This is a genomic window from Serratia sp. Je.1.23.a, assembly GCF_051129805.1.
GTDB lineage: Bacteria > Pseudomonadota > Gammaproteobacteria > Enterobacterales > Enterobacteriaceae > Serratia > Serratia liquefaciens.
The window spans coordinates 487151-509258 of record NZ_JBCPSR010000003.1; the positions used below are offsets into that span (position 1 = coordinate 487151).

The following is a 22108-nucleotide window of genomic DNA, read 5'->3' on the forward strand; positions in this document are numbered from 1 at the left end:
CGATGCTGATAAAACACACCGCCTCCGTACAATGGCAACTTTGGATCGTGGCGTTCGGCTTCTTTATGCAGACGCTGGACACCACTATCGTCAACACCGCCCTGCCGTCGATGGCCGTCAGCCTGGGGGAGAACCCGCTGCGCATGCAGTCGGTGATTGTCTCCTATGTGCTGACGGTGGCGGTGATGCTGCCTGCCAGCGGCTGGTTGGCGGATCGATTTGGGGTTCAGCGGGTGTTCTTCAGCGCCATCGTGTTGTTTACTCTGGGGTCCATTCTGTGCGCCCGTTCTGAGACGCTGAATGAGCTGATCGCCTCGCGCGTGATCCAGGGCATCGGCGGCGCCATGATGGTACCGGTGGGTCGCCTGACGGTGATGAAAATCGTCCCGCGCGAACAGTATATGGCCGCGATGACCTTCGTCACCCTGCCCGGCCAAATTGGCCCGTTAATGGGGCCGGCGTTGGGCGGTTTTCTGGTGCAGTACGCCAGTTGGCACTGGATTTTCCTGATCAATATCCCGGTGGGGATCGCCGGTGCCATCGCCACGTTGCTGCTGATGCCCAATTACCGCATGCAGACCCGTCGCTTCGACATCAGCGGCTTTATCATGCTGGCGATCGGCATGGTGACGCTGACGCTGGCGCTCGACGGCCACAAAGGGATGGGGCTCTCCTCTCCCACCATCGCCGCGCTGGTGATTGCCGGCATCGCGGCACTGGCGGGTTACTGGTGGCATGCGCATGGCAACAGCCGCGCATTGTTCTCACTGCGGTTATTCAAAACCCAAACCTATAAAGTGGGGCTGACGGCCAGCCTGCTGGGCCGTATCGGCAGCGGCATGTTGCCCTTTATGACACCGCTGTTTATGCAGGTCGGCATGGGCTTCTCCCCGTTCCACGCCGGGCTGATGATGATCCCGATGATTATCGGCAGCATGGGAATGAAACGCATTGTGGTGCGGGTGGTTAATCGCTTCGGTTACCGTAACGTGCTGGTTGCCGCCACGCTGATGCTGGCGTTGATCAGCCTGAGTTTCCCGCTGGTGGCGATGCTGGGCTGGATCTGGCTGCTGCCGGTAGTACTGTTTTTCCAGGGCATGGTCAACTCATTGCGCTTCTCGGCCATGAACACCTTGACGCTGAAAGATCTGCCGGATCGACTGGCCAGCAGCGGCAACAGTCTGCTGTCGATGGTGATGCAGCTGTCGATGAGCCTCGGCGTCAGCATCGCCGGTATTCTGATCGGCAGCTTTGCCCATCATCAGGTGGTTACCGACAGCCCGGCCATCCATAGCGCATTTATTTACAGCTACTGTTGCATGGCGTTGATCATCGCGCTGCCCGCGCTGGCCTTCGCCCGCGTTCCGGCCGATACCGCCCCCAACCGTACGCTGACCAAAGAGCCGGGGACCGGCTCCACGAGGTTGCAATAATGAAAATAGGCATCACCGGCAAGCTGTTCATGGCCATTTTCGCCACCTGCATGTTGGTGCTCATTACCATGCATTGGGGCGTTCGCATCAGCTTCGAGCGCGGTTTTATCGACTACATCAAAAACAGCAACGAGCAGCGCATCAACATGCTGAGCGAAGCATTGGAAGAACAGTACAGTCGTCACGGTAACTGGGTTTTTCTGCGTAATAACGATCAGGTGATTTACCAGATCATGCGTTCGTTCGAACAAAACAGCGACAGCAGCCACAATTTGCCGCCCAAAGGCTGGCGCACCCAGTTTTGGGTGGTGGACAGCCAGTACAACCGGCTGGTGGGGCATTCCGGCCCGGTACCGAAGGAGGGCCCGCGTCATCCGATTCGCTACAACAATGAAATCGTCGGCTGGGTAATTACGACGCCCATAGAGAGGCTGACACGTAATACCGACATCAGTTTCGATCAGCAGCAAAGACGCACCAGTTGGATGATTGTCGCCCTGTCCACCCTGCTGGCAGCGGCGGTCACCTGGCTGATGTCGCGCGGGTTGCTGGCGCCGGTCAAACGCCTGGTAGCCGGTACCCACCGGCTGGCGGCTGGCGATTTCAGCACCCGCGTAGCCGTCAGCAGCCAGGATGAACTGGGTCGGCTGGCGCATGACTTCAACCAGCTCGCTACCTCATTGGAAAAAAATGAGCAGATGCGGCGCGCCGTGATGGCCGACGTCTCGCACGAGTTGCGCACCCCGCTGGCGGTGCTGCGCGGTGAGTTGGAGGCGCTGCAGGACGGTGTACGTCAGCCTACGGCTGCTTCGCTGGGATCCTTGCAGGCCGAAGTCTCCACCCTGACCAAACTGGTGGACGATCTGCATCAACTGTCGTTATCCGATCTCGGTGCGCTCGCCTACCGTAAATCGCAGGTTGATTGCGTGCATTTACTGCAAATCGCGGTAGCCAGCTTCCGCGAGCGTTTTCACGCCAAAGGGTTGGACATCGTGACCCAACTGCCAGAACAGGCACCGCTGTTTGGCGATCCGGACAGGCTTAACCAACTATTCAACAACCTGCTGGAAAACAGCCTGCGTTACACCGACGCCGGCGGCAAGCTGGAGATTGGCGCCCAGACGCAGCCAGGCCGCCTGCTGATTTACTGGCAGGATAGCGCGCCGGGCGTCAATGACGATCAGTTGGCGCGCATTTTCGAACGTTTTTACCGTACCGAAGGTTCGCGTAACCGCGCCAGTGGCGGCTCCGGTCTGGGGTTGTCAATCTGTCAAAACATAGTGGAAGCACACAACGGGACGATCTACGCCCAGCACTCGCCTTTGGGCGGCGTGCGGATTACAGTAGAATTCGCCACCCCGGTAATGAATAAGGCGTCATGATGGAAACCCAGAATCAACCGTTGCAAATTATGATTGTTGAAGATGAGCCAAAGCTCGGCCAACTGCTGGTGGACTACCTGCAGGCGGCGGGATATGCCACGCGCTGGCTGACCAACGGCAGCGAGGTGGTCCCGGCGGTACATGAACATTCGCCGGCGCTGATCCTGTTGGATCTGATGCTGCCGGGCAGCGATGGGTTAACGGTATGCCGAGAATTGCGCCGTTTCACCGATATTCCGGTGGTGATGGTGACGGCAAAAATTGAAGAGATCGACCGCCTGCTGGGGCTGGAGATCGGTGCAGACGATTATATCTGCAAACCTTACAGCCCGCGTGAAGTGGTTGCGCGCGTAAAAACCATTTTGCGCCGCTGCTATCGCCCATTGGACAATATGCAGGAAGAAACGCAGCTTCACATTGACGAACCGCGCTTTCAGGCCAGCTATCAGGGGCAGATGCTGGATCTCACTCCGGCGGAGTTTCGCCTGTTGAAAACCCTGGCCAGCCAGCCGGGCAACGTGTTCTCGCGCGAGCAGCTGCTGAATAATCTGTATGACGACTACCGGGTGGTGACCGACCGTACCATCGACAGCCACATCAAAAACCTGCGGCGCAAACTGGAGCTGATCGACGGCGAGAAATCATTTATCCGCTCCGTGTACGGCGTCGGTTACCGCTGGGAGTCCGAACCTTGCCGCCTGGTGAACGGGCTTTAATCGGCCCTAGGTCCAGTCTTCTACCGTCAGGCCTGGCACCATGGCAAACGCCCGGTCGTTAGTCACTATTGTCGCTCCGCGGCTCTGCGCGTGGGCGGCAATAAGCTGATCCAGGGCCCCCATCACCCGCCCCTTTTGCGTCATTTCCGCCCGCAGCGTGCCATAGCAATGCGCGGCTTCACTGTCCCAGGCATATACCGTCACGGAATCAAGAAATGCCGCGACCGTCGCTTTCAGCGCAAGGTTCTGCCGCTTGGCTACGCCATAAAGCAGTTCCGCCTGCGTAATGCTGGAAATGCATACCGCAGAAGGCGGGATTTTTTCCATTAGGCTCAGCAAGCGGGGATGCCGACGGAACAGTTGGCTGACCGTATTGGTGTCAAACATATACATGCTTACTCTTCCCCGGCGAACGGATCGCGGGTGGCACTGCCCTGCTGACGTTCATCAGCCGCCAGAAAGTCATGCGGTACCTGCGTTTTTTCGATCATTTGCAGCAGCGGAGCCCAGCTGTCAGGTTTGGCCGGATATTTAGATAAAATCACGTTTCCCTCCCGATCGCGGCGGATATACACACGATCTGTATCAAATTCGAATTCCACGGGTAACCTCACCGCCTGATTTCTGCCGTTTTTAAACAGTTTCGCGACCCTTTCCATTTCCATCCCCCTTAACAGGCATAGGCCTAAGCATATGCCTGTTAAGGGGAGATGCCAATATGCGGCGCTTATTTTTTGACCGCAATAATGCAACGGCCTCACCCTAGCCTTCCCAGGTTGCGGTTGAAATACTGCGTGCTCAAGAATGCGGCGGGCTGCGCAAAATTTCGGCATGACAATCCCCCGTTAGCTTCCCGTGCTACAGCAGTATCCGCTGCACAAAACTCCCTGTCAGCGCAAAAAAATGGCGTTTTTTTTGCGCTACCCTTCTCAAGTCCGGTTTATTAGCCGCTCAATTTCAAGCCATTGGCTACACTTACATCACTAATCGGAACCCACAGGAGAAGAACCATGGCAATCGGTCACTATGAGCTGAAAAAAGCAAAGAATGGGCAATACCACTTCAACCTGAAAGCCAGCAATGGCGAAATCATTCTGGCCAGCGAGATGTACGCCAGCAAGGCCTCGGCGGAGAATGGCATTGCCTCGGTGCAAACCAATTCCCCCCACGAAGCACAATACGAACTCAAGCACAGCACCAGCAATCAGCCTTATTTCGTGCTGAAAGCCAAAAACCATCAGGTGATCGGCGTCAGTGAGATGTACAGCTCTGAAACTGCGGCAAAGAACGGTATTCAGTCGGTGATCAAAAACGGTCCGGCCACCGACGTGCGCGATCTGAGCGCTTAATGCATCTGTAAGGCGCGCGATGCCCGCCATCGCGCGTTTTTCTTATGACCAGGATCAATCTCCCTGTAATAAATCCGGTTACCTGCTGATTTCTCGCCGCGCTGCGGCTACAATTCCCCGCTTTTACTGCGCCATTTGGTGGTGTGGTACTGACCTGAAATCAGACCGAGACTCATTATGTTTACACCGGAACTCCTCTCCCCAGCCGGCACGCTGAAAAACATGCGTTACGCCTTTGCCTATGGCGCCGACGCGGTTTATGCAGGCCAGCCGCGTTACAGCCTGCGGGTACGTAACAATGAATTCAACCACGAGAATCTGGCGCAGGGAATTAACGAAGCCCATGCGTTGGGAAAACGCTTCTACGTGGTAGTGAATATCGCCCCGCACAATGCCAAGCTGAAAACCTTCCTGCGCGATCTTAAACCCGTGATCGACATGGGCCCGGACGCGCTGATCATGTCCGATCCCGGCCTGATCATGATGGTGCGTGAAGCCTTCCCACAGATGGATATCCACCTGTCGGTACAGGCAAATGCGGTAAACTGGGCGACGGTAAAATTCTGGCAGCAAATGGGCCTTACGCGGGTGATCCTGTCGCGTGAGCTATCGCTGGAAGAGATCGCAGAAATCCGCACCCAGGTGCCGGAGATGGAACTGGAAATCTTCGTCCACGGTGCGCTGTGCATGGCCTACTCCGGCCGCTGCCTGCTGTCCGGCTATATCAACAAACGCGATCCTAATCAGGGCACCTGCACCAACGCCTGCCGCTGGCAGTACAAAGCGGAAGAAGGTAAAGAAGACGAGACCGGCAACATCGTGCATATGCATGAACCGATCCCGGTGCAGACCGTCAAGCCGACGCTGGGCATCGGGGCCCCCACCGACAAGGTGTTCATGCTGTCCGAAGCGCAGAAACCGGGTGAATACATGAGCGCCTTTGAGGATGAACACGGCACTTACATCATGAACTCGAAGGATTTGCGCGCCATCCAGCACGTGGAACGCCTGACGCAACTTGGTGTGCATTCGCTGAAGATTGAAGGCCGCACCAAATCCTTCTACTACTGCGCGCGTACCGCGCAGGTCTATCGTCGCGCCATCGATGACGCCGTCGCCGGCAAGCCTTTCGATCCCACTCTGTTGACCACGCTCGAAGGCCTGGCACATCGGGGTTACACCGAAGGCTTCCTGCGCCGTCACGTACATGAAGCGCAGCAAAACTACGATTACGGTTCATCGCTGTCTGAGCGCCAACAGTTTGTCGGCGAATTCACCGGGGTACGGCGTGACGGCTGGGCTGAAGTTGACGTGAAAAACAAATTCCTACTCGGCGACAGCGTAGAAATGATGACCCCAGGAGGTAACGTCTTGTTTACCCTGGAGAGCATGCAAAATAAGAAAGGTGAAGCGATCGACGTGGCGCCGGGTAACGGCCATATCGTTTATTTGCCGATCCCGCAAGATATCGATCTCAATTACGCGTTGCTGATCCGAAATTTGCCGGATACCAATACTCCTGCGGCATAAAATGCAGGGAGTGATCCTTTAATGGCATTTTTTAGCAAATATTAGAATTGGATCACATCAATTACTCCGCAGCTTGGTTAACATCAGGCTGCTTAAAACTAAGAACGAAAAAGATTTGCATAGCAATACTAGGAACCACCTCCTTAGCCAGTCCAATCTCCCTTGGACTGGCTTTTTCTTTGCTGTCGTGAAATAACCCTATCTAATATATCCATTAGCTTTCAATTCACTGACTTGCCTATTTTTCATTACGCCCTGTTGTCATGGCGATATAAAAATAAAGCTACAACGATTAATTAATGCATTAACAAAAACCACTAACTTTCCCACGGATATATCTTAATTTAAGTCAATCCTGCAGAAATAATCTCTGCCAGGTCAGGATTAATCAGAATTAACTGAATATTCTGATGGCCTGCCGCCGATGGGTAGTTTATCGTTGCCCTATAGTTTACAGCCGGGAGATATCGGGAATGCATTCACCAGCACCAGCGCTTCTTATCATTAACGGCAAAGGCGCCGGCAACGACGAGGTTCGCCTTGCAGTACAAAAGTTGCGAGATGAAGGCCAGCCTCTTCACGTTCGCGTAACCTGGGAACAGGGTGACGCAGCGCGTTACGCACGGGAAGCCTGCCAACTGGGTGTTAAAACGCTGATTGCCGGCGGTGGTGACGGCACCATCAACGAAGTGGCTGCGGCACTAACGGCCTTGCCGGCGGCCGGGCGCCCGGTACTGGGTATTCTGCCGCTGGGCACCGCCAATGACTTTGCCATGGCCTGCAACATTCCTTTGATGCCGGAACAGGCATTGCGGTTGGCAGTAAAAGGCCGCGCGGTGCCGATAGACCTGGCGAAAGTGAACGATGAACGCTATTTCATCAATATGGCAACCGGCGGATTCGGCACACGCATCACCACCGAAACACCAGAGAAGCTGAAGGCGGCGCTGGGTGGCGTGTCCTACTTTATCCACGGTTTGTTGCGCATGGATACGCTCAAGGCCGACCGCTGCGAGATCCGCGGGCCGGATTTCCACTGGGCAGGCAATGCGTTGGTCATCGGCATCGGCAATGGCAAACAGGCCGGAGGTGGTCAGCAACTCTGCCCGGACGCGCTGATTAACGACGGCTTGCTGCAACTGCGCCTGTTGATCGCGGATGAACTACTGCCGGCGCTGGTAGCCAGCCTGTTTAACGACGAAGAAAACAAAAACGTCATCAGCGCCGCACTGCCGTGGTTGGAGATCAAGGCCCCGCACGAGATGACCTTTAACCTCGACGGTGAACCCCTGAAGGGCAAGCATTTTCGCATTGAAGTGTTGCCGCATGCCATTGAATGTCGCCTGCCGCCAAACTGCGGGCTGCTGGGTCAAGGCCCTACCCCCGAATAACCGTCTATGGCGCTCACCGGCAAGGCTGAGCGCCACTCGTCATAGCATCAGCCCCTTTATCCCAAATAATTTACCGCCTGTCGCTTGCACTTTATTCCGCATCGAAATGTGATCCTCTCCGGCAAATTCTTTAAATCATACTTGTATGGTAGTTAGTTCATGGCGTATTTTCCGTCCAATATGATGACCCGTGGGAACAGGATAAAGACGTTATGAAGATTGTTAACGCAGAGGTATTTGTGACCTGCCCAGGCAGGAATTTTGTCACGCTGAAGATCACTACCGACGAGGGCATTACCGGCATCGGTGACGCCACGCTTAATGGCCGTGAACTACCGGTGGCGTCCTATCTGAAAGATCATGTCTGTCCGCAGTTGATCGGCCGGGACGCCCATCAGATCGAAGACATATGGCAGTTCTTCTATAAAGGCGCCTACTGGCGCCGTGGGCCTGTCACCATGTCCGCCATCTCTGCCGTAGACATGGCGCTGTGGGACATCAAGGGCAAGGCCGCCAATATGCCGCTGTACCAATTGCTCGGTGGCGCATCGCGTACCGGCGTCATGGTGTACTGCCACACCACCGGCCATTCCATCGACGAAGTGCTCGACGACTACGCCAAACATAAAGAGTTGGGCTTTAAAGCCATTCGTGTCCAATGCGGTGTGCCTGGCATGAAAACCACCTACGGCATGGCCAAAGGCAAAGGCCTGGCTTATGAACCCGCCACCAAAGGCAACTGGCCGGAAGAACAGCTGTGGTCAACGGAAAAATACCTCGATTTCACCCCCAAGCTGTTTGAAGCAGTACGTAACCGTTTTGGTTTCGACGAACACCTGCTGCACGACATGCACCACCGGCTGACCCCTATCGAAGCCGCCCGCTTCGGTAAAAGCATTGAACAATACCGCCTGTTCTGGATGGAGGATCCGACCCCGGCAGAAAATCAGGAATGCTTCCGTTTGATCCGCCAGCATACCGTGACCCCTATCGCCGTCGGCGAAGTCTTCAACAGTATTTGGGACTGCAAGCAACTGATCGAAGAACAGCTGATCGACTATATCCGTACCACCCTGACCCACGCCGGCGGCATTACCGGCATGCGCCGTATCGCCGACTTTGCCTCGCTGTATCAGATACGTACCGGTTCACACGGGCCATCCGATTTATCCCCTATCTGCATGGCGGCGGCGCTGCACTTTGATCTGTGGGTCCCTAACTTCGGCGTACAAGAATACATGGGTTACTCCGAACAGATGCTCGAAGTATTCCCGCACAGCTGGAGCTTCAACGACGGCTACATGCATCCGGGCAATAAGCCGGGGCTGGGTATCGAGTTCGATGAAAAACTGGCATCCCGTTATCCCTATGAACCGGCTTATCTGCCGGTCGCACGCCTGGAGGATGGTACCTTATGGAACTGGTAACAGAAGAACGCACCATGCACAGCGTGGTCATTGAAAAACCAGGCCAACTGGTTATCCAGCAACGCCCCTTGCCGCAGCCGGCAGCCAACGAAGTGCGGGTGAAGATAAAGTTCGCCGGTATTTGCGGCTCAGATGTGCATATCTACCATGGCCATAACCCTTTCGCTCGCTACCCGCGCGTCATCGGGCATGAGTTTTTTGGCGTCATTGACCAAGTGGGGTGCGGTGTCGATCCACAACGCATCGGGGAACGCGTTGCTGTCGATCCGGTCGTCAACTGCGGGCATTGCTACCCTTGCTCTATAGGCCGCCCTAACGTCTGCACCGAGCTGCAGGTAATTGGCGTGCACCGCGACGGGGGATTCAGCGACTACGCCTGCGCCCCGGCGCGCAATGCCTACCGCATCCCGGACAGCATCAGCGATCGCCATGCCGCCATGGTCGAACCCTTCACCATTGGCGCCAATATCACCGCCCACCTGCAACCCACTGCCGATGACATCGCGCTGATCTACGGCGCCGGGCCGATGGGGCTGACGGTGATCCAAACGCTGAAAGGGGTCTACGGCGTGAAGCAGGTGATCGTGACCGACCGCATCAGTGAGCGCCTGGTGATGGCGCAGGAAAACGGTGCCGACTGGACCTTCAATAACGCTGAAGGCTCGCTGCAAGCCGAGTTGGAGCGGCGCGGACTCCAGCCGACGCTGATCGTCGACGCCGCCTGCCATCCGGCCATTTTGCAGGAGGCGATTAACCTGGCATCACCGGCGGCGCGTATCGGCATCATGGGCTTCTCCGGCGAGGCCTGCACCCTGACCCAGCAAAGCATCACCAGCAAGGAGCTGTCGATTTTCTCCTCACGCCTAAACAGCGGACGCTTCCCGCAGGTCATCGATTGGATGGCCAACGGCAAAATCGATCCACAACGATTAATTACCCACTGCGTGTCGGCCAGCGAGGTTGAGCAGGCGATGCTGATGTTCGAACAAGATCAGCGCACCTGCTGCAAGGTGTTACTGCAATTTGACTGATGAATTTACCAGGGCTGAGGGATGCAGGAAGCGCCCTCTTCAACCATGAAGCTTCGCAATTAAGCCAGGCTGCGCCTCGTCACTGTACGTGAACGCCGCTGGTGGTCATTTGAACGCGCAACAAGGCGCGAGCTGTGAGGTTTGGCAGGCCAAATAAGCAGCATGCAATACACGCGACACGCGCGCGTTCGAATGGCCCCAGCCCTCCGGGTCGCGCCCCAAAGACCCGTACTCTGTGTTGTCGGGCTTGAACGTAGGCCCACTATGCCCAGCATCCTCCGCCTTGATTACGGGCCTTTGGGTCTGCGACGGCGCCACGGACAATGACGGGACACAGCCTATACCAAGTGGAGTGATTTTATGTTTAAAAACCTGCGTTGGACCATAGTGTTTCTGCTGTTTATGGTCTACATGATCAACTACCTCGACCGCGTTGCGCTGTCGATTACCGTGCCGATGATCGAGAAGGATCTGATGTTGAATGCCGAACAGTTCGGCATCATCTTCGGCAGCTTCTTCTTCGGTTACGCCATCTTCAACTTTGTCGGCGGGCTGGCGGTAGACAAGTTCGGCCCGACGCTGGTGCTCGGTGTCGCCGTTGGCCTGTGGTCGATTTTCTGCGGCATGACGGCATTAGCCACCGGTTTCTATTCCATGCTGATCCTGCGCGTGCTGTTCGGCATGGCGGAAGGGCCAATCTGCGCCTCGGCCAATAAGATGATCAACGGCTGGTTCCCGAAGAAACAGGCCGCAACCGCCATGGGGCTGCTCAGCGCCGGTTCACCTTTGGGTGGTGCCGTCGCCGGGCCAATCGTCGGCTATCTGGCACTGGCGTTCGGCTGGCGACCGGCGTTTATGATTATCTGCTCGATCGGTATCGTCTGGATGCTGGTGTGGTTCTTCGTGGTGGCGGATAACCCGGCGAAAAGCAAACGCGTCAGCGATGAGGAACTTGCGCTGGTCAACCGGATGAAACAGGAAACCCACAGCGCGGAAGAAGAGCTGAGCAACGCGGCACACGGGCTGGGTTACTACCTGAAACAGCCGATCATCCTGGTCACTGCGTTCGCTTTCTTCTGCTACAACTACATCCTGTTCTTCTTCCTGAGCTGGTTCCCTTCCTATCTGGTTCAGGCGCATAACCTGAACATCAAGGAAATGAGCCTCACCACCATGATCCCGTGGATTGTCGGCTTTGTCGGGCTGGCGCTCGGCGGCTATATCTCCGACAAGATTTTCAATATCACCGGCAAGCTATTGCTATCGCGCAAGATCGTGCTGGTCACCAGCCTGCTGGCGGCGGCCATCTGCGTGGCCCTGGCGGGTACCGTCAGCAGCGTCGTACCGGCGGTGGTGCTGATGTCGGTGTCGATATTCTTCCTGTACATCACCGGCGCCATTTACTGGGCGATTATTCAGGACGTGGTGCATAAGTCCCGGGTCGGCGGTGCCAGCGGCTTTATCCATTTGGTCGGCAGCGTTTCCGGCATCATTGGCCCTATCGTGACCGGCTACATTGTGCAAAACACCGGTAAGTTCGACAGCGCCTTTATGTTGGCAGGCGGCGTGGCTGCGCTGGGTGCAGTGCTGGTGCTGTTGGTGATCAAGGCACCGCGCAACACCGTACAGCCGCAAATCTCGAAATCTTAATGCTTCAGGGGCGGCCAAGGTCGCCCCGATTTCCCCTTCTTCAGGAACAACAACATGACGCTTTCCAGCACCGCCGCGCTACCGGCGGCAATTGCAGCACCAGGCTACGATCGCCAACGGCTAAAACCCCGAATCGTACACCTCGGTTTTGGCGCATTTTTCCGGGCTCATCAGGCGATTTACGCCGAGCGTCTGGCAAAGGATCACGCCAGCGATTGGGGCTACGGCGTGATCAGCATGCACAACGGCCAGCAAAAAATCGCCGATATACAACGTCAGGACCTGTTATATACGGTGGCCGAAATGGACGACAGCGGCTGGCGAGGTCAGGTTGTCGGCATTATCAGGCAAGCGCTGCATCTGCAGGTCGACGGGCTGGAAGCCGTACTTGAAGCCATGGCGCAGCCGGAGGTCGCTATCGTTTCACTGACCATCAGCGAGAAAGGCTACTGTTATCATCCCGCCAGTGGCCAGTTGCTGGCTGAACATCCGGACATTCAGCATGATATCGCCCACCCGCAGCGGCCAAAGTCCGCCCCCGGTTTGCTGCTGGCGGCGCTACGGCTACGTCGTGAGCGTGGGCTGCCGGCATTCGCCGTGATGTCCTGCGACAATATGCCGGCCAATGGCCAGGTGACCCGCAACCTGCTCTGCCAACTGGCGCTGCGACAGGATGCGGAACTGGCGGCGTGGGTTCAACAGCATGTCGCCTTCCCCTCCACCATGGTCGACCGCATTGTTCCGGCGATGACGGCGGAAACGCTGCGGCAGATTGAAGGTTTACTGGGTGGTATCGTCGATCCGGTCGCTGTCGCCTGCGAGCCCTTCAGCCAATGGGTAATAGAAGATAACTTCCCTCAGGGGCGTCCGGCGTGGGAAAAGGTCGGCGTCGAACTGGTCCACGACGTGCTGCCTTACGAAGAAATGAAGCTGCGGATGCTCAACGGCAGCCACTCTTTTCTGGCTTATCTGGGCTATTTGGCCGGCTATGCGCATATCAGCGACTGCATGCAGGATGCGCATTTTGTGCGTGCGGCGCGCCATCTGATGCTGGCGGAACAGGCGCCGACGCTGCAAGTCAGCGGTGTGGATCTGACGCAGTACGCCGAATCGCTGTTGGCTCGCTATCGCAATGGTGCGCTGAAGCACCGCACCGGACAAATCGCCATGGACGGTACGCAAAAACTGCCACAGCGTTTGCTGGACGCCATCCGCTGGCACCTGGCACAGGGCAGCGATTTTAGCTGCCTGGCTTTAGGGGTGGCCGCCTGGATGCGTTACGTCGGCGGCCAGGACGAACAGGGTCAGATTATCGAAATCAACGATCCCCTGCGTGAACGTCTTGCCGAACGGGTCGGCAACAGCCACGAAGGCGCCGAACGGGTATTGGCGCTGCTGCAGCTTGAAACGGTGTTTGGGCGCGATTTGCCGGACAGCTTACGGTTCGTCAAGGCGGTGACCGATGCCTACCTTACGCTGCTGGCGCAGGGGGCTCGAGCCACCGTTGCCGCGCTGCCCGTCACGGAATAACGATACTGGCAGACCTCCCTCATGTCTCTCCTGCCGACGGAGAGCATCATTGAGTTATCATATTAAGTGGGTGGATTAATCCGCCCGCCATCAAAGAATAATCTGCTAGTATGGTGGCACCCGAATCTCAGCCAGATTACCGATCTTCACCATGTCTGAAACCTACAGCCTTACCAACAACCTCCCGGTCAATCAGCAAATCTATCGGTTCCTGCGTAAGGATATCGTCGATTGCACCATTCCCCCCGGCACCTTGTTGTCTGAGAAAGAGATCTCCACCCGCTTTTGCGTTTCACGTCAGCCGGTGCGCGAGGCCTTTATCAAGCTGGCGGAAGCGGGACTGGTGCAGATCCTGCCGCAGCGCGGTACTTTCGTGATGAAGATTTCCGCCAAGCGGGTAGCCGACGGGCGCTTTATTCGTCAGGCAGTGGAATGCGCGATTGTTCGTCGTGTCGCAGAACGGATCACGGCGGAGCAGCTGATGACGCTGGAGCATAATTTGCATCGCCAGACGTTGGCGGCGCAAAATCGGCAAACCCGTGAGTTTTTGGCACTGGACGACGAGTTCCACCAACTGTTGACGCAGTTCGCCGACTGCTCGCTGGCCTGGGAAACCATCGAAACCATCAAGGCCACCATGGATCGGGTGCGCTTTCTCAGCCTGAGCGAGGTTTCGCCGCCGGAAAGCCTGATCCAACAGCATTACCGCATTTTTGAAGCGCTGAAAGCACAGGATGCCGACGCCGCCGAGCGCGCCATTCATGAACACCTGCAAGAGATGATTTACTCCATCACGCCTATCTCCCTGCAAAATACCGAGTGGTTTGAAGTCGAATAATCAGCCACAAATCTTCCGTGGGGCGATCGTCCCCACGTATTTGGCCACGCAAATGGCAATTCCTCTCAATCGCATCTATTGTTTCTCCTTGCCATCAGGATTTCATTACTATCGTTCTATCAGCTTCAATCACCGCTTTTTGCTACGCTGGTGGTCAGATACCTTAGGTTGCCGGTGTATGAAGAAGCTAAATCGGGAGTTAATCATGACTGATATTGCACAGTTGTTAGGAAAGGAAGCGGAAGACCTGTTGCAACACCGCTGTACTACCATCCCTGCTGAAAATCTCTACCTGCCGGGCGCCGACTTTGTTGACCGGATAATGATCGATAACAACCGCCCCAACACCGTGTTGCGTTCAATGCAAAGTCTGCTTAACCATGGCCGCCTGGCCGGCACCGGCTACCTGTCTATTCTGCCGGTCGATCAGGGCATTGAGCATTCTGCCGGCGCCTCTTTCGCCGCTAACCCGCTGTATTTTGATCCGAAAAATATCGTCGAACTGGCCATTGAGGCCGGTTGTAACTGCGTCGCCTCCACTTATGGCGTGCTGGCGTCAGTCTCGCGCCGCTACGCGCACAAAATTCCGTTCCTGGTCAAACTGAACCATAACGAAACCCTGAGCTACCCGACCCAATACGACCAGACGCTGTACGCCAGCGTCGAGCAAGCGTTCAACATGGGCGCGGTTGCGGTCGGCGCCACCATTTACTTTGGTTCCGAGCAGTCACGCCGCCAGATTGAAGAAATTTCCAGCGCCTTCGAGCGCGCGCACGAGCTGGGTATGGTCACCGTGCTGTGGGCCTATCTGCGCAACCCGGCGTTCAACAAAGATGGCGTGGACTATCATTCCAGTGCCGATCTCACCGGCCAGGCCAACCACATTGCCGCCACCATCGGCGCCGATATCGTTAAGCAAAAAATGGCGGAAAACAACGGCGGCTACCGCGCGGTGAAATTCGGTTATACCGATGACCGCGTTTACAGCAAGCTGACTACCGACCACCCGATCGATTTGGTGCGTTACCAACTGGCCAACTGCTATATGGGCCGCGCCGGGTTGATTAACTCCGGCGGTGCCGCTGGTGAGAATGACCTGCAGGAGTCGGTTCGCACCGCGGTCATCAACAAACGCGCAGGCGGCATGGGCCTGATTCTGGGGCGCAAGGCGTTCAAGAAATCGATGAAAGAAGGCGTGGCGTTGATCAATGCCGTTCAGGACACCTACCTGGACAAGAAAGTCACCATCGCCTGATCCCAAGCCACACCCAGTTCGTTTCTCCAGCCCGGTTCGCCGGGCTTTTTTGTCGCATTTTTCTGTCGATCCCCGCACCCCTTTTCTGTTCCCCCCGCCGCTTAATGTTATTTTTCTTTCATTATTAACTTTCATAATAAAATATTTATCTTTCAAACTGTGATCCATTTAAAACAAATGAATCCATAAAGTGATTAGTGTAAGGCCCATGGCGACAGAGCCGCCGTTCGCTCCAGGCCATACCTTCCATCACAGGAGAATAATAATGATTGAGCTAATCACCCACGGAGCCGAATGGTTTATCGGCCTGTTTCAGAAAGGCGGTGAAGTGTTTGTCGGCATGGTGACGGGCATTTTACCTTTGTTAATCAGCCTGTTGGTCATTATGAACGCGCTGATCAAATTTGTAGGCCAGGAACGTATCGAACGCTTGGCGCAGCGCTGTGCGGGAAACCCGGTTTCTCGTTATCTGCTGCTGCCGCTGATCGGCACCTTTGTTTTTTGCAACCCGATGACCCTCAGCCTCGGGCGCTTTATGCCCGAGAAATACAAACCCAGCTATTACGCGGCAGCGTCCTACAGTTGCCACTCGATGAACGGTCTGTTCCCGCATATCAACCCCGGCGAACTCTTCGTTTATCTCGGCATTGCCAGCGGGTTGACCACCCTCGGCCTGCCACTGGGGCCGCTGGCGGTGAGCTATTTTCTGGTCGGGCTGTTCACCAACTTTTTCCGCGGCTGGATCACCGATCTCACCACCAGCCTGTTCGAACGCAAGATGGGGATCCGCCTGGATCGCCAGGTGCAACTTTAATTCGTGGAGTGCAGCATGAGTGCTTATATCCGTATTGAGAAAGGCGCCAGCGGCTGGGGTGGCCCATTAACGTTGCCGATCGAACCTGGCAAAAAAGTGGTGTACATCACTGCCGGTACCCGCCCATCGATCGTCGACCGAATTAGCGAACTGACCGGCTGGCCTGCCGTCGATGGCTTTAAAGAAGGCGAACCGCCGGCAGACGAAATTGGCGTCATGGTGATCGACTGCGGCGGTACCCTGCGCTGCGGCCTGTACCCGAAGCGCCGTATTCCGACGGTCAACATTCACGCTACCGGCCAATCCGGCCCGTTGGCGAAGTTTATCCTCGAGGATATTTACGTCTCCGGCGTGCGTGATAGCAACATCAGCCGGGTGGAAGCGGCTACCGATCAGATCCCGACAGCCACGTCGCAACCCAAGGGACGGGATTACGACACCAGCAAAAAAATCACCGAGCAGAGCGACGGCCTGTTGGCCAAAGTGGGTATGGGCATGGGATCGGTGGTGGCGGTGTTTTTCCAGGCCGGGCGCGACACCATCGACACGGTGCTGAAGACCATACTGCCGTTTATGGCGTTCGTCTCAGCGCTGATCGGCATCATCATGGCTTCCGGCCTGGGGGATTTTATCGCCCACGGCCTGACGCCATTGGCCAACAGCCCTATTGGGTTGGTGACGCTGGCGCTGATCTGCTCTTTCCCACTGCTATCGCCGTTCCTCGGCCCTGGCGCAGTGATCGCTCAGGTGATCGGCGTATTGGTCGGGGTGCAGATAGGCCTCGGCCATATTCCGCCGCAGCTGGCGCTGCCCGCGCTGTTCGCGATTAACGCGCAGGCCGCCTGTGACTTTATTCCCGTCGGCCTGTCGCTGGCGGAGGCCAAGCAGGACACGGTTCGGGTCGGCGTTCCTTCGGTATTGGTCGGACGTTTCCTGACCGGCGCACCGACGGTACTGATCGCCTGGGCCGCATCCGCCTTCATCTACCAATAACTTCGTTTGCCAGGGAGCCGTTATGAATTCCATTTTCCAGACCACCATCACCCAGATTGGCGACTGCGCCCGCGAGGCGCTGCAAGATGACATGTTGATCACCTTCCGTGAAGGCGCACCGGCAGACATCGAAGAATTCTGTTTCATCCACCAGCACGGCAACACCTCCGGTGAATTGCAGGCCGGGGGGTGGATGGAGCTGGCAGAGCAACGTTATCCGATCACCGCCGTCGGTGACGTCGCCACTCAAAACCTGCGTGAATTGGGTCACCTCACCGTACGTTTCGACGGAGAGCCACAGGCCGAATTTCCCGGCTCGATCCACGTATCCGGCACCACGCCGGCGGATATCCCGCTGGGCAGCACGCTGAAATTTATCGCATAAGGAGTAAACCATGTCTGAAGTAGCTGTAGTGATTGGCGGTGGCCAAACGTTGGGTGCATTTCTGTGCCAGGGTCTGGCGCAGGCGGGTTATCGCGTGGCGGTCGCCGATTTAAACGCGGGTAACGCCCGGCAGGTAGCACAACAGATTAACGACCAATACGGCGCGGGCAGCGCGCGTGGTTTCCAGGCCGACGCCACCGACGAACAAAGCGTGATTGCGCTGGTGGCAGCGGTTGACGATGAATTCGGCCCGGCCAACCTGCTGGTGTACAGCGCCGGTATCGCCAAGGCGGCACCGATCACCGATTTCCCGCTGGGGGATTTCGACCGCTCGCTGCAGGTCAATCTGGTGGGCTATTTTCTCTGTGCCCGCGAGTTTTCTCGCCTGATGATCCGCGACGGCATTGCCGGACGCATCATTCAGATCAACTCTAAATCCGGCAAGGTCGGCAGCAAGCACAACTCCGGCTACAGCGCCGCCAAGTTCGGCGGCGTGGGGCTGACACAGTCGTTGGCGCTTGATCTGGCCGAATACGGCATTACCGTGCATTCCTTAATGCTGGGTAACCTGTTGAAGTCGCCGATGTTCCAGTCGCTGCTGCCGCAATACGCACAAAAACTGGGGATCGCGCCGGACCAGGTTGAAAAGTATTACACCGACAAGGTGCCGCTGAAACGCGGATGTGACTATCAGGACGTGCTGAATACCCTGCTGTTTTACGCCAGCGATAAGGCTTCTTACTGCACCGGCCAGTCGATCAACATTACCGGCGGTCAGGTGATGTTCTGATGTTCTGATGTTCTGATCTTGTCAACGCTCCCTCTCCTTCTGGAGAGGGAAAACAAACAGGAGGCTATATGACTCAGGCATTGATCACCTTCGCAGTTCTGGCCTGGCTACTGCAAATCGCCCTCGGCTGGTGGCAGATCCAACGTTTCAACCGTGCCTTCGACGGCCTGTGCCGGCTGGGTGCCGTCGGTGTCGGGCGTTCCGGCGGACGCTTTCAACCCCGGGTGGTGCTGGCGCTGGCCTTTGATTCCGAGCGGCGGGTTTGCGGCAGCATGTTAATGCGTGGCCTGACCATCTTTGCTCAACCGAAACCTATCGCCCGGCTGCACGGCCTGCATCAGCGCGATCTTCGCCCGGATGTGATCTTCCCCGAGGATCCCGCATGCCAGACTGCACTATCGTTAGCGATTGCCCCTAAATCATGATATTTTCACATTAAAAGACATTACCTTTCATATTGAATTGTTAGCCGAAGGGAAATGCGCAACTCTTGTGAACAGGACGGGCTATGAAACCAAAGCAGCGGCAGGCCGCTATCCTTGAATATCTGCAGCGGCATGGCAAAACGGCAGTGGATGCCCTGGCAGCGCACTTTGCCACCACCGGCACCACCATCCGCAAGGATCTCACCCTGCTGGGAGAGGAAGGTGAAGTGATCCGCACTTATGGCGGCGTGGTGCTCAGCCGCGACGATGGCGATCAGCCTATCGACCGCAAAACCCATATCAATACCGAAAAGAAACGCCAGATCGCCTATGCCGCCATTGGGCTTATCAACGACGGCGATTCGCTGATTTTCGACGCCGGCAGTACCGTGCTGCAAATGGTGCCGCATCTGGCGCAGTTCAATAACATCACGGTCATGACCAATAGCCTGCACATCGTCAATGCGCTGGTGGAGCTGGATAACGACCAAACCATCCTGATGCCTGGCGGCACCTATCGCAAAAAGTCAGCGTCCTTTCACGGCAGCCTGGCGGAATCGGCTTTCCAGCAGTTCAGCTTCGACAAACTGTTTATCGGGGCGGACGGCGTGGACCTTAATGCCGGTGTCACCACCTTTAACGAAGTGCACAACGTCAGCAAGGCGATGTGCGAAGCCGCCAGCCGCATTATCCTGCTGGTGGACTCGTCAAAGTTCGGCCGCAAAAGCCCGAACGTGGTCTGCGACCTGAGCGTCGTGGATACCCTGATCACCGATAAAAACATCAATCCGGATTACCTCGCCGCATTGCAGGCGAAAGGGATCAATATCATTCTGGTAGGAGATTTTGATGAGTAACGCCGCTGCCCTGCTGGCCTTTGCCCGCGAAACGCTGGAAATTGAGCTGACTGAAGCACAACGCCTGCTGGCGCGACTGGACGATAATTTCGTCTGCGCCTGCGAACTGCTGCTGAACTGCCGGGGCAAGGCGGTGATTTCCGGCATCGGCAAATCCGGCCACATCGGTAAAAAAATTGCCGCCTCGCTGGCCAGTACCGGCACTCCGTCGTTCTTCGTGCACCCGGCAGAAGCACTGCATGGCGATCTCGGCATGATTGGCGCCGACGACGTGGTGGTGTTTATCTCTTATTCCGGCCGCGCCAAAGAGCTGGATTTAATCCTGCCGTTGCTGGCGGAAAATAACATCCCGGTGATTGCCATCACCGGCGGCAAAGAGTCACCTCTGGCGTTGGCTGCGGCCTGCATGCTGGACATCAGTGTCGAACGCGAGGCTTGCCCGATGGGTTTGGCGCCGACCTCCAGCGCGGTCAATACGCTGATGATGGGCGACGCATTGGCAATGGCTTTAATGCGCCAGCGCGGTTTCAACGCCGAAGACTTTGCCCGTTCACATCCGGGCGGCAGCCTGGGTGCGCGTTTGCTCAACCGGGTACATCACCTGATGCGCACCGGCGATCGTCTGCCGAAAGTCAGTGAAAGCGCCAACGTGATGGAAGCCATGCTCGAACTGAGCCGCACCGGGCTGGGGTTAGTCGCGGTGTGCGACGCACAGCAGAAAGTGGTGGGGGTATTTACCGATGGCGACCTGCGCCGCTGGCTGGTAAAAGGCAATAGCCTGCAGGATGCGTTGAGCCCGGCCATTACCCGCCCTGGCTATCGCTTGCCGGAGCAGTGGCGCGCAGGGGAAGCCCTGGAAGCTTTGCACGAACAGCATATCAGTGCCGCACCGGTGGTCAATCTGGACGGCGTGCTGGTCGGCGCGATCAACCTGCACGACTTGCATCAGGCCGGGATCGGCTAATTAAACTGAAGAAACCCGCAGCAATGCGGGTTCCTCCTTGCCTATTCATCTCGGGTATCAATTCGGTACAGCCTCGACGATCGACAAATAACAACCGGTATCGATAATCCGGTTCAGCTTCAGGTCGGCGCTGGCCAACAGCGCCTTCAGTTCTTCTTCGGTGCGCACCTGCCCACCGTCAAAACTACCCATCAGAACCAAATCAAGCTCCCGGCAGCTGTCCCAGGCGGTGTTATTCGGCACTATTACAGGTTCAATAAGCAATAGCTTCGATTGCGGGTGCATCGCATTACGACAGGTGCGTAATATGCGACTGGCCGGCTCATCGGCCCAGTCCATGACGATAAATTTCAACAGATAAAAGTCTGCCGTCGGACAGGCTTCAAAGAAACTGCCCGCGCAGGTTTCCCAACGCGAATCATCACCCAACTCACCAAGGCGGTTTCTTGGCAATACCTGCGGTTGGTCAAAAAGAATGCCTTTAACCGTCGGATTGGCGCGCAATACGCTCAGCAACAATCCGCCAAATCCCCCGGCGATATCTACCACCGTAGAATGCTCGGGGAATTTATAACTACGCATCAAAATTTTATTTTCCAACGCCGACATCGATGCCATGCCGATATGAAAATCATTTTCCGCGTCAGGAATATCCTCTTGCGACCAATAATCATAGAATGGCATGCCGAATATTTGTTTAAATACCGGTTCGCCGCGTAACGTTGCCGCCAATTTTCCCAACGGACGCCACATTGTTTCATCCGTCAGCATCATTACACCGCCACGCAGTGAATCCGGCAAGTCTGAACGTAAATATTGCGCTACCGGGTTAAGCGAGAAACGTCCGTCTTCGGAAACGGAAAAAATATTGCGCGATGCCAGAATACTCAAGACCCGATGCAGCATTCTGCTATTTACTTCCAGCTTCCTTGCCAGCTCCTGGGCCGTTTTGGGGCCGTCGATCAGATGATCGGCCACGCACAGCTCAGCCGCAGCCCGCAAGGCGGCCTGCACGGTGAATCCCATCGTTTGATCCAACAAATACAAAGAGGCTTTTTCATCTTCAGAAAGAGTGACGTGATTAGTTGCCATGATCATAATGCTCCGTTTGGATATTTAACCTCAAACACCATTGCAAAATTAACAATGATTATTTATTTCAGGTGAAATAAATTCGCCAAACAAGATCATAGACACTAAATAAAATAAAACCATAAATCCAACAAGGTTATCAGGCAAAAATAACCATAAATCATGCAACCAATTAAATGACAAAGGAATATATATAACAGGAAAAACAAAATGATAAAGCATAGATACAATTAGATAATTAATTCATGATGAAGCA

The 22108-nt window shown here is 56.0% G+C and carries 22 protein-coding genes; 19 read left to right on the forward strand and 3 right to left on the reverse strand.

Annotated features, from left to right (window positions below):
* The first annotated feature begins 2 nt into the window (after positions 1–2).
* From AAZT04_RS14535 to baeR, 3 genes are read left to right on the forward strand one after another with little or no spacing between them, the layout of a single operon-like run.
* On the forward strand, positions 3–1433 hold the full coding sequence (locus tag AAZT04_RS14535) for an MFS transporter (protein ID WP_434680614.1): 1431 nt from the start codon (positions 3–5) through the stop codon (positions 1431–1433).
* Complete coding sequence (baeS, locus tag AAZT04_RS14540; protein WP_046372938.1) at positions 1433–2815, forward strand: two-component system sensor histidine kinase BaeS; 1383 nt, start codon at positions 1433–1435, stop codon at positions 2813–2815. The genes AAZT04_RS14535 and baeS overlap by 1 nt, the downstream gene beginning before the upstream one ends.
* Positions 2815–3531, forward strand: a complete 717-nt coding sequence (gene baeR / locus AAZT04_RS14545; RefSeq protein ID WP_020828095.1) for a two-component system response regulator BaeR — start codon at positions 2815–2817, stop codon at positions 3529–3531. Before baeS ends, baeR begins: the two co-directional genes overlap by 1 nt.
* Positions 3532–3537: 6 nt before the next feature.
* On the opposite strand, the gene AAZT04_RS14550 is transcribed toward baeR, so the two are convergent.
* Together AAZT04_RS14550 and AAZT04_RS14555 are read right to left on the reverse strand one after the other, a co-directional pair.
* A complete protein-coding gene (locus tag AAZT04_RS14550) occupies positions 3538–3924 on the reverse strand; it encodes a type II toxin-antitoxin system VapC family toxin (RefSeq protein WP_020828096.1) in 387 nt (128 codons plus the stop codon).
* Positions 3925–3926: 2 nt separating this feature from the next.
* Positions 3927–4190, reverse strand: coding sequence for an antitoxin (locus AAZT04_RS14555; protein ID WP_020828097.1), 264 nt, complete (start codon positions 4188–4190; stop codon positions 3927–3929).
* A gap of 351 nt (positions 4191–4541) precedes the next feature.
* On the opposite strand from AAZT04_RS14555, the gene AAZT04_RS14560 reads away from it, so the two are divergent.
* The 16 genes from AAZT04_RS14560 (at position 4542) to gutQ (ending at position 20760) form a co-directional block, all read left to right on the forward strand.
* A complete protein-coding gene (locus tag AAZT04_RS14560) occupies positions 4542–4880 on the forward strand; it encodes a YegP family protein (protein WP_020828098.1) in 339 nt (112 codons plus the stop codon).
* Between the two features lie 177 nt (positions 4881–5057).
* Positions 5058–6410, forward strand: coding sequence for a tRNA 5-hydroxyuridine modification protein YegQ (gene yegQ, locus AAZT04_RS14565; RefSeq protein WP_434680619.1), 1353 nt, complete (start codon positions 5058–5060; stop codon positions 6408–6410).
* 473 nt (positions 6411–6883) lie between these two features.
* The gene (gene yegS, locus AAZT04_RS14570) at positions 6884–7801 is read left to right on the forward strand and encodes a lipid kinase YegS (protein WP_020828101.1); all 918 of its coding nucleotides are present in this window, start codon (positions 6884–6886) and stop codon (positions 7799–7801) included.
* A gap of 212 nt (positions 7802–8013) precedes the next feature.
* On the forward strand, positions 8014–9228 hold the full coding sequence (gene manD, locus AAZT04_RS14575; RefSeq protein WP_434680622.1) for a D-mannonate dehydratase ManD: 1215 nt from the start codon (positions 8014–8016) through the stop codon (positions 9226–9228).
* 14 nt (positions 9229–9242) lie between these two features.
* Complete coding sequence (locus AAZT04_RS14580; RefSeq protein ID WP_434680808.1) at positions 9243–10259, forward strand: Zn-dependent oxidoreductase; 1017 nt, start codon at positions 9243–9245, stop codon at positions 10257–10259.
* A 360-nt stretch (positions 10260–10619) separates the two neighbouring features.
* Entirely contained in the window at positions 10620–11909 is a 1290-nt protein-coding gene (locus AAZT04_RS14585) for an MFS transporter (protein WP_020828104.1), read from the forward strand.
* Between the two features lie 54 nt (positions 11910–11963).
* The gene (locus tag AAZT04_RS14590; protein ID WP_434680624.1) at positions 11964–13439 is read left to right on the forward strand and encodes a mannitol dehydrogenase family protein; all 1476 of its coding nucleotides are present in this window, start codon (positions 11964–11966) and stop codon (positions 13437–13439) included.
* 151 nt (positions 13440–13590) lie between these two features.
* Positions 13591–14277: a GntR family transcriptional regulator gene (locus AAZT04_RS14595; RefSeq protein WP_434680626.1), complete on the forward strand. Its 687-nt coding sequence runs from the start codon at positions 13591–13593 to the stop codon at positions 14275–14277.
* A gap of 205 nt (positions 14278–14482) precedes the next feature.
* Positions 14483–15532 (forward strand): class I fructose-bisphosphate aldolase, encoded by a 1050-nt coding sequence (fbaB, locus tag AAZT04_RS14600; protein ID WP_012146277.1) that lies wholly within the window; start codon positions 14483–14485, stop codon positions 15530–15532.
* A gap of 265 nt (positions 15533–15797) precedes the next feature.
* Positions 15798–16346, forward strand: coding sequence for a PTS glucitol/sorbitol transporter subunit IIC (gene srlA, locus AAZT04_RS14605; RefSeq protein WP_020828107.1), 549 nt, complete (start codon positions 15798–15800; stop codon positions 16344–16346).
* Positions 16347–16361: 15 nt separating this feature from the next.
* Complete coding sequence (gene srlE, locus AAZT04_RS14610) at positions 16362–17339, forward strand: PTS glucitol/sorbitol transporter subunit IIB (RefSeq protein ID WP_020828108.1); 978 nt, start codon at positions 16362–16364, stop codon at positions 17337–17339.
* A gap of 22 nt (positions 17340–17361) precedes the next feature.
* Positions 17362–17724 (forward strand): PTS glucitol/sorbitol transporter subunit IIA, encoded by a 363-nt coding sequence (gene srlB / locus AAZT04_RS14615; protein WP_434680629.1) that lies wholly within the window; start codon positions 17362–17364, stop codon positions 17722–17724.
* Positions 17725–17734: 10 nt separating this feature from the next.
* On the forward strand, positions 17735–18514 hold the full coding sequence (gene srlD, locus AAZT04_RS14620) for a sorbitol-6-phosphate dehydrogenase (protein ID WP_434680631.1): 780 nt from the start codon (positions 17735–17737) through the stop codon (positions 18512–18514).
* A gap of 68 nt (positions 18515–18582) precedes the next feature.
* A complete protein-coding gene (gene gutM / locus AAZT04_RS14625) occupies positions 18583–18939 on the forward strand; it encodes a transcriptional regulator GutM (protein WP_122080004.1) in 357 nt (118 codons plus the stop codon).
* A gap of 83 nt (positions 18940–19022) precedes the next feature.
* Positions 19023–19796, forward strand: coding sequence for a glucitol operon DNA-binding transcriptional repressor SrlR (gene srlR / locus AAZT04_RS14630; RefSeq protein WP_434680633.1), 774 nt, complete (start codon positions 19023–19025; stop codon positions 19794–19796).
* A complete protein-coding gene (gene gutQ, locus AAZT04_RS14635) occupies positions 19789–20760 on the forward strand; it encodes an arabinose-5-phosphate isomerase GutQ (RefSeq protein WP_020828113.1) in 972 nt (323 codons plus the stop codon). Before srlR ends, gutQ begins: the two co-directional genes overlap by 8 nt.
* A gap of 57 nt (positions 20761–20817) precedes the next feature.
* On the opposite strand, the gene AAZT04_RS14640 is transcribed toward gutQ, so the two are convergent.
* Positions 20818–21852 (reverse strand): methyltransferase, encoded by a 1035-nt coding sequence (locus tag AAZT04_RS14640; RefSeq protein ID WP_061069179.1) that lies wholly within the window; start codon positions 21850–21852, stop codon positions 20818–20820.
* Between the last annotated feature and the right edge of the window lie 256 nt (positions 21853–22108).

What these genes read in the sequence shown, in the direction of transcription:
- gutQ (WP_020828113.1), top strand. Translation starts at nt 19,789, where the DNA reads ATGAGTAACGCCGCTGCCCTGCTGGCCTTTGCCCGCGAAACGCTGGAA.
- AAZT04_RS14640 (WP_061069179.1), bottom strand. Translation starts at nt 21,852, where the DNA reads ATGGCAACTAATCACGTCACTCTTTCTGAAGATGAAAAAGCCTCTTTG.
- srlE (WP_020828108.1), top strand. Translation starts at nt 16,362, where the DNA reads ATGAGTGCTTATATCCGTATTGAGAAAGGCGCCAGCGGCTGGGGTGGC.
- srlA (WP_020828107.1), top strand. Translation starts at nt 15,798, where the DNA reads ATGATTGAGCTAATCACCCACGGAGCCGAATGGTTTATCGGCCTGTTT.
- baeR (WP_020828095.1), top strand. Translation starts at nt 2,815, where the DNA reads ATGGAAACCCAGAATCAACCGTTGCAAATTATGATTGTTGAAGATGAG.
- yegS (WP_020828101.1), top strand. Translation starts at nt 6,884, where the DNA reads ATGCATTCACCAGCACCAGCGCTTCTTATCATTAACGGCAAAGGCGCC.
- AAZT04_RS14585 (WP_020828104.1), top strand. Translation starts at nt 10,620, where the DNA reads ATGTTTAAAAACCTGCGTTGGACCATAGTGTTTCTGCTGTTTATGGTC.
- AAZT04_RS14550 (WP_020828096.1), bottom strand. Translation starts at nt 3,924, where the DNA reads ATGTATATGTTTGACACCAATACGGTCAGCCAACTGTTCCGTCGGCAT.
- srlR (WP_434680633.1), top strand. Translation starts at nt 19,023, where the DNA reads ATGAAACCAAAGCAGCGGCAGGCCGCTATCCTTGAATATCTGCAGCGG.
- manD (WP_434680622.1), top strand. Translation starts at nt 8,014, where the DNA reads ATGAAGATTGTTAACGCAGAGGTATTTGTGACCTGCCCAGGCAGGAAT.
- AAZT04_RS14555 (WP_020828097.1), bottom strand. Translation starts at nt 4,190, where the DNA reads ATGGAAAGGGTCGCGAAACTGTTTAAAAACGGCAGAAATCAGGCGGTG.
- gutM (WP_122080004.1), top strand. Translation starts at nt 18,583, where the DNA reads ATGACTCAGGCATTGATCACCTTCGCAGTTCTGGCCTGGCTACTGCAA.
- srlB (WP_434680629.1), top strand. Translation starts at nt 17,362, where the DNA reads ATGAATTCCATTTTCCAGACCACCATCACCCAGATTGGCGACTGCGCC.
- AAZT04_RS14590 (WP_434680624.1), top strand. Translation starts at nt 11,964, where the DNA reads ATGACGCTTTCCAGCACCGCCGCGCTACCGGCGGCAATTGCAGCACCA.
- srlD (WP_434680631.1), top strand. Translation starts at nt 17,735, where the DNA reads ATGTCTGAAGTAGCTGTAGTGATTGGCGGTGGCCAAACGTTGGGTGCA.
- AAZT04_RS14560 (WP_020828098.1), top strand. Translation starts at nt 4,542, where the DNA reads ATGGCAATCGGTCACTATGAGCTGAAAAAAGCAAAGAATGGGCAATAC.
- yegQ (WP_434680619.1), top strand. Translation starts at nt 5,058, where the DNA reads ATGTTTACACCGGAACTCCTCTCCCCAGCCGGCACGCTGAAAAACATG.
- baeS (WP_046372938.1), top strand. Translation starts at nt 1,433, where the DNA reads ATGAAAATAGGCATCACCGGCAAGCTGTTCATGGCCATTTTCGCCACC.
- AAZT04_RS14595 (WP_434680626.1), top strand. Translation starts at nt 13,591, where the DNA reads ATGTCTGAAACCTACAGCCTTACCAACAACCTCCCGGTCAATCAGCAA.
- AAZT04_RS14580 (WP_434680808.1), top strand. Translation starts at nt 9,243, where the DNA reads ATGCACAGCGTGGTCATTGAAAAACCAGGCCAACTGGTTATCCAGCAA.
- AAZT04_RS14535 (WP_434680614.1), top strand. Translation starts at nt 3, where the DNA reads ATGCTGATAAAACACACCGCCTCCGTACAATGGCAACTTTGGATCGTG.
- fbaB (WP_012146277.1), top strand. Translation starts at nt 14,483, where the DNA reads ATGACTGATATTGCACAGTTGTTAGGAAAGGAAGCGGAAGACCTGTTG.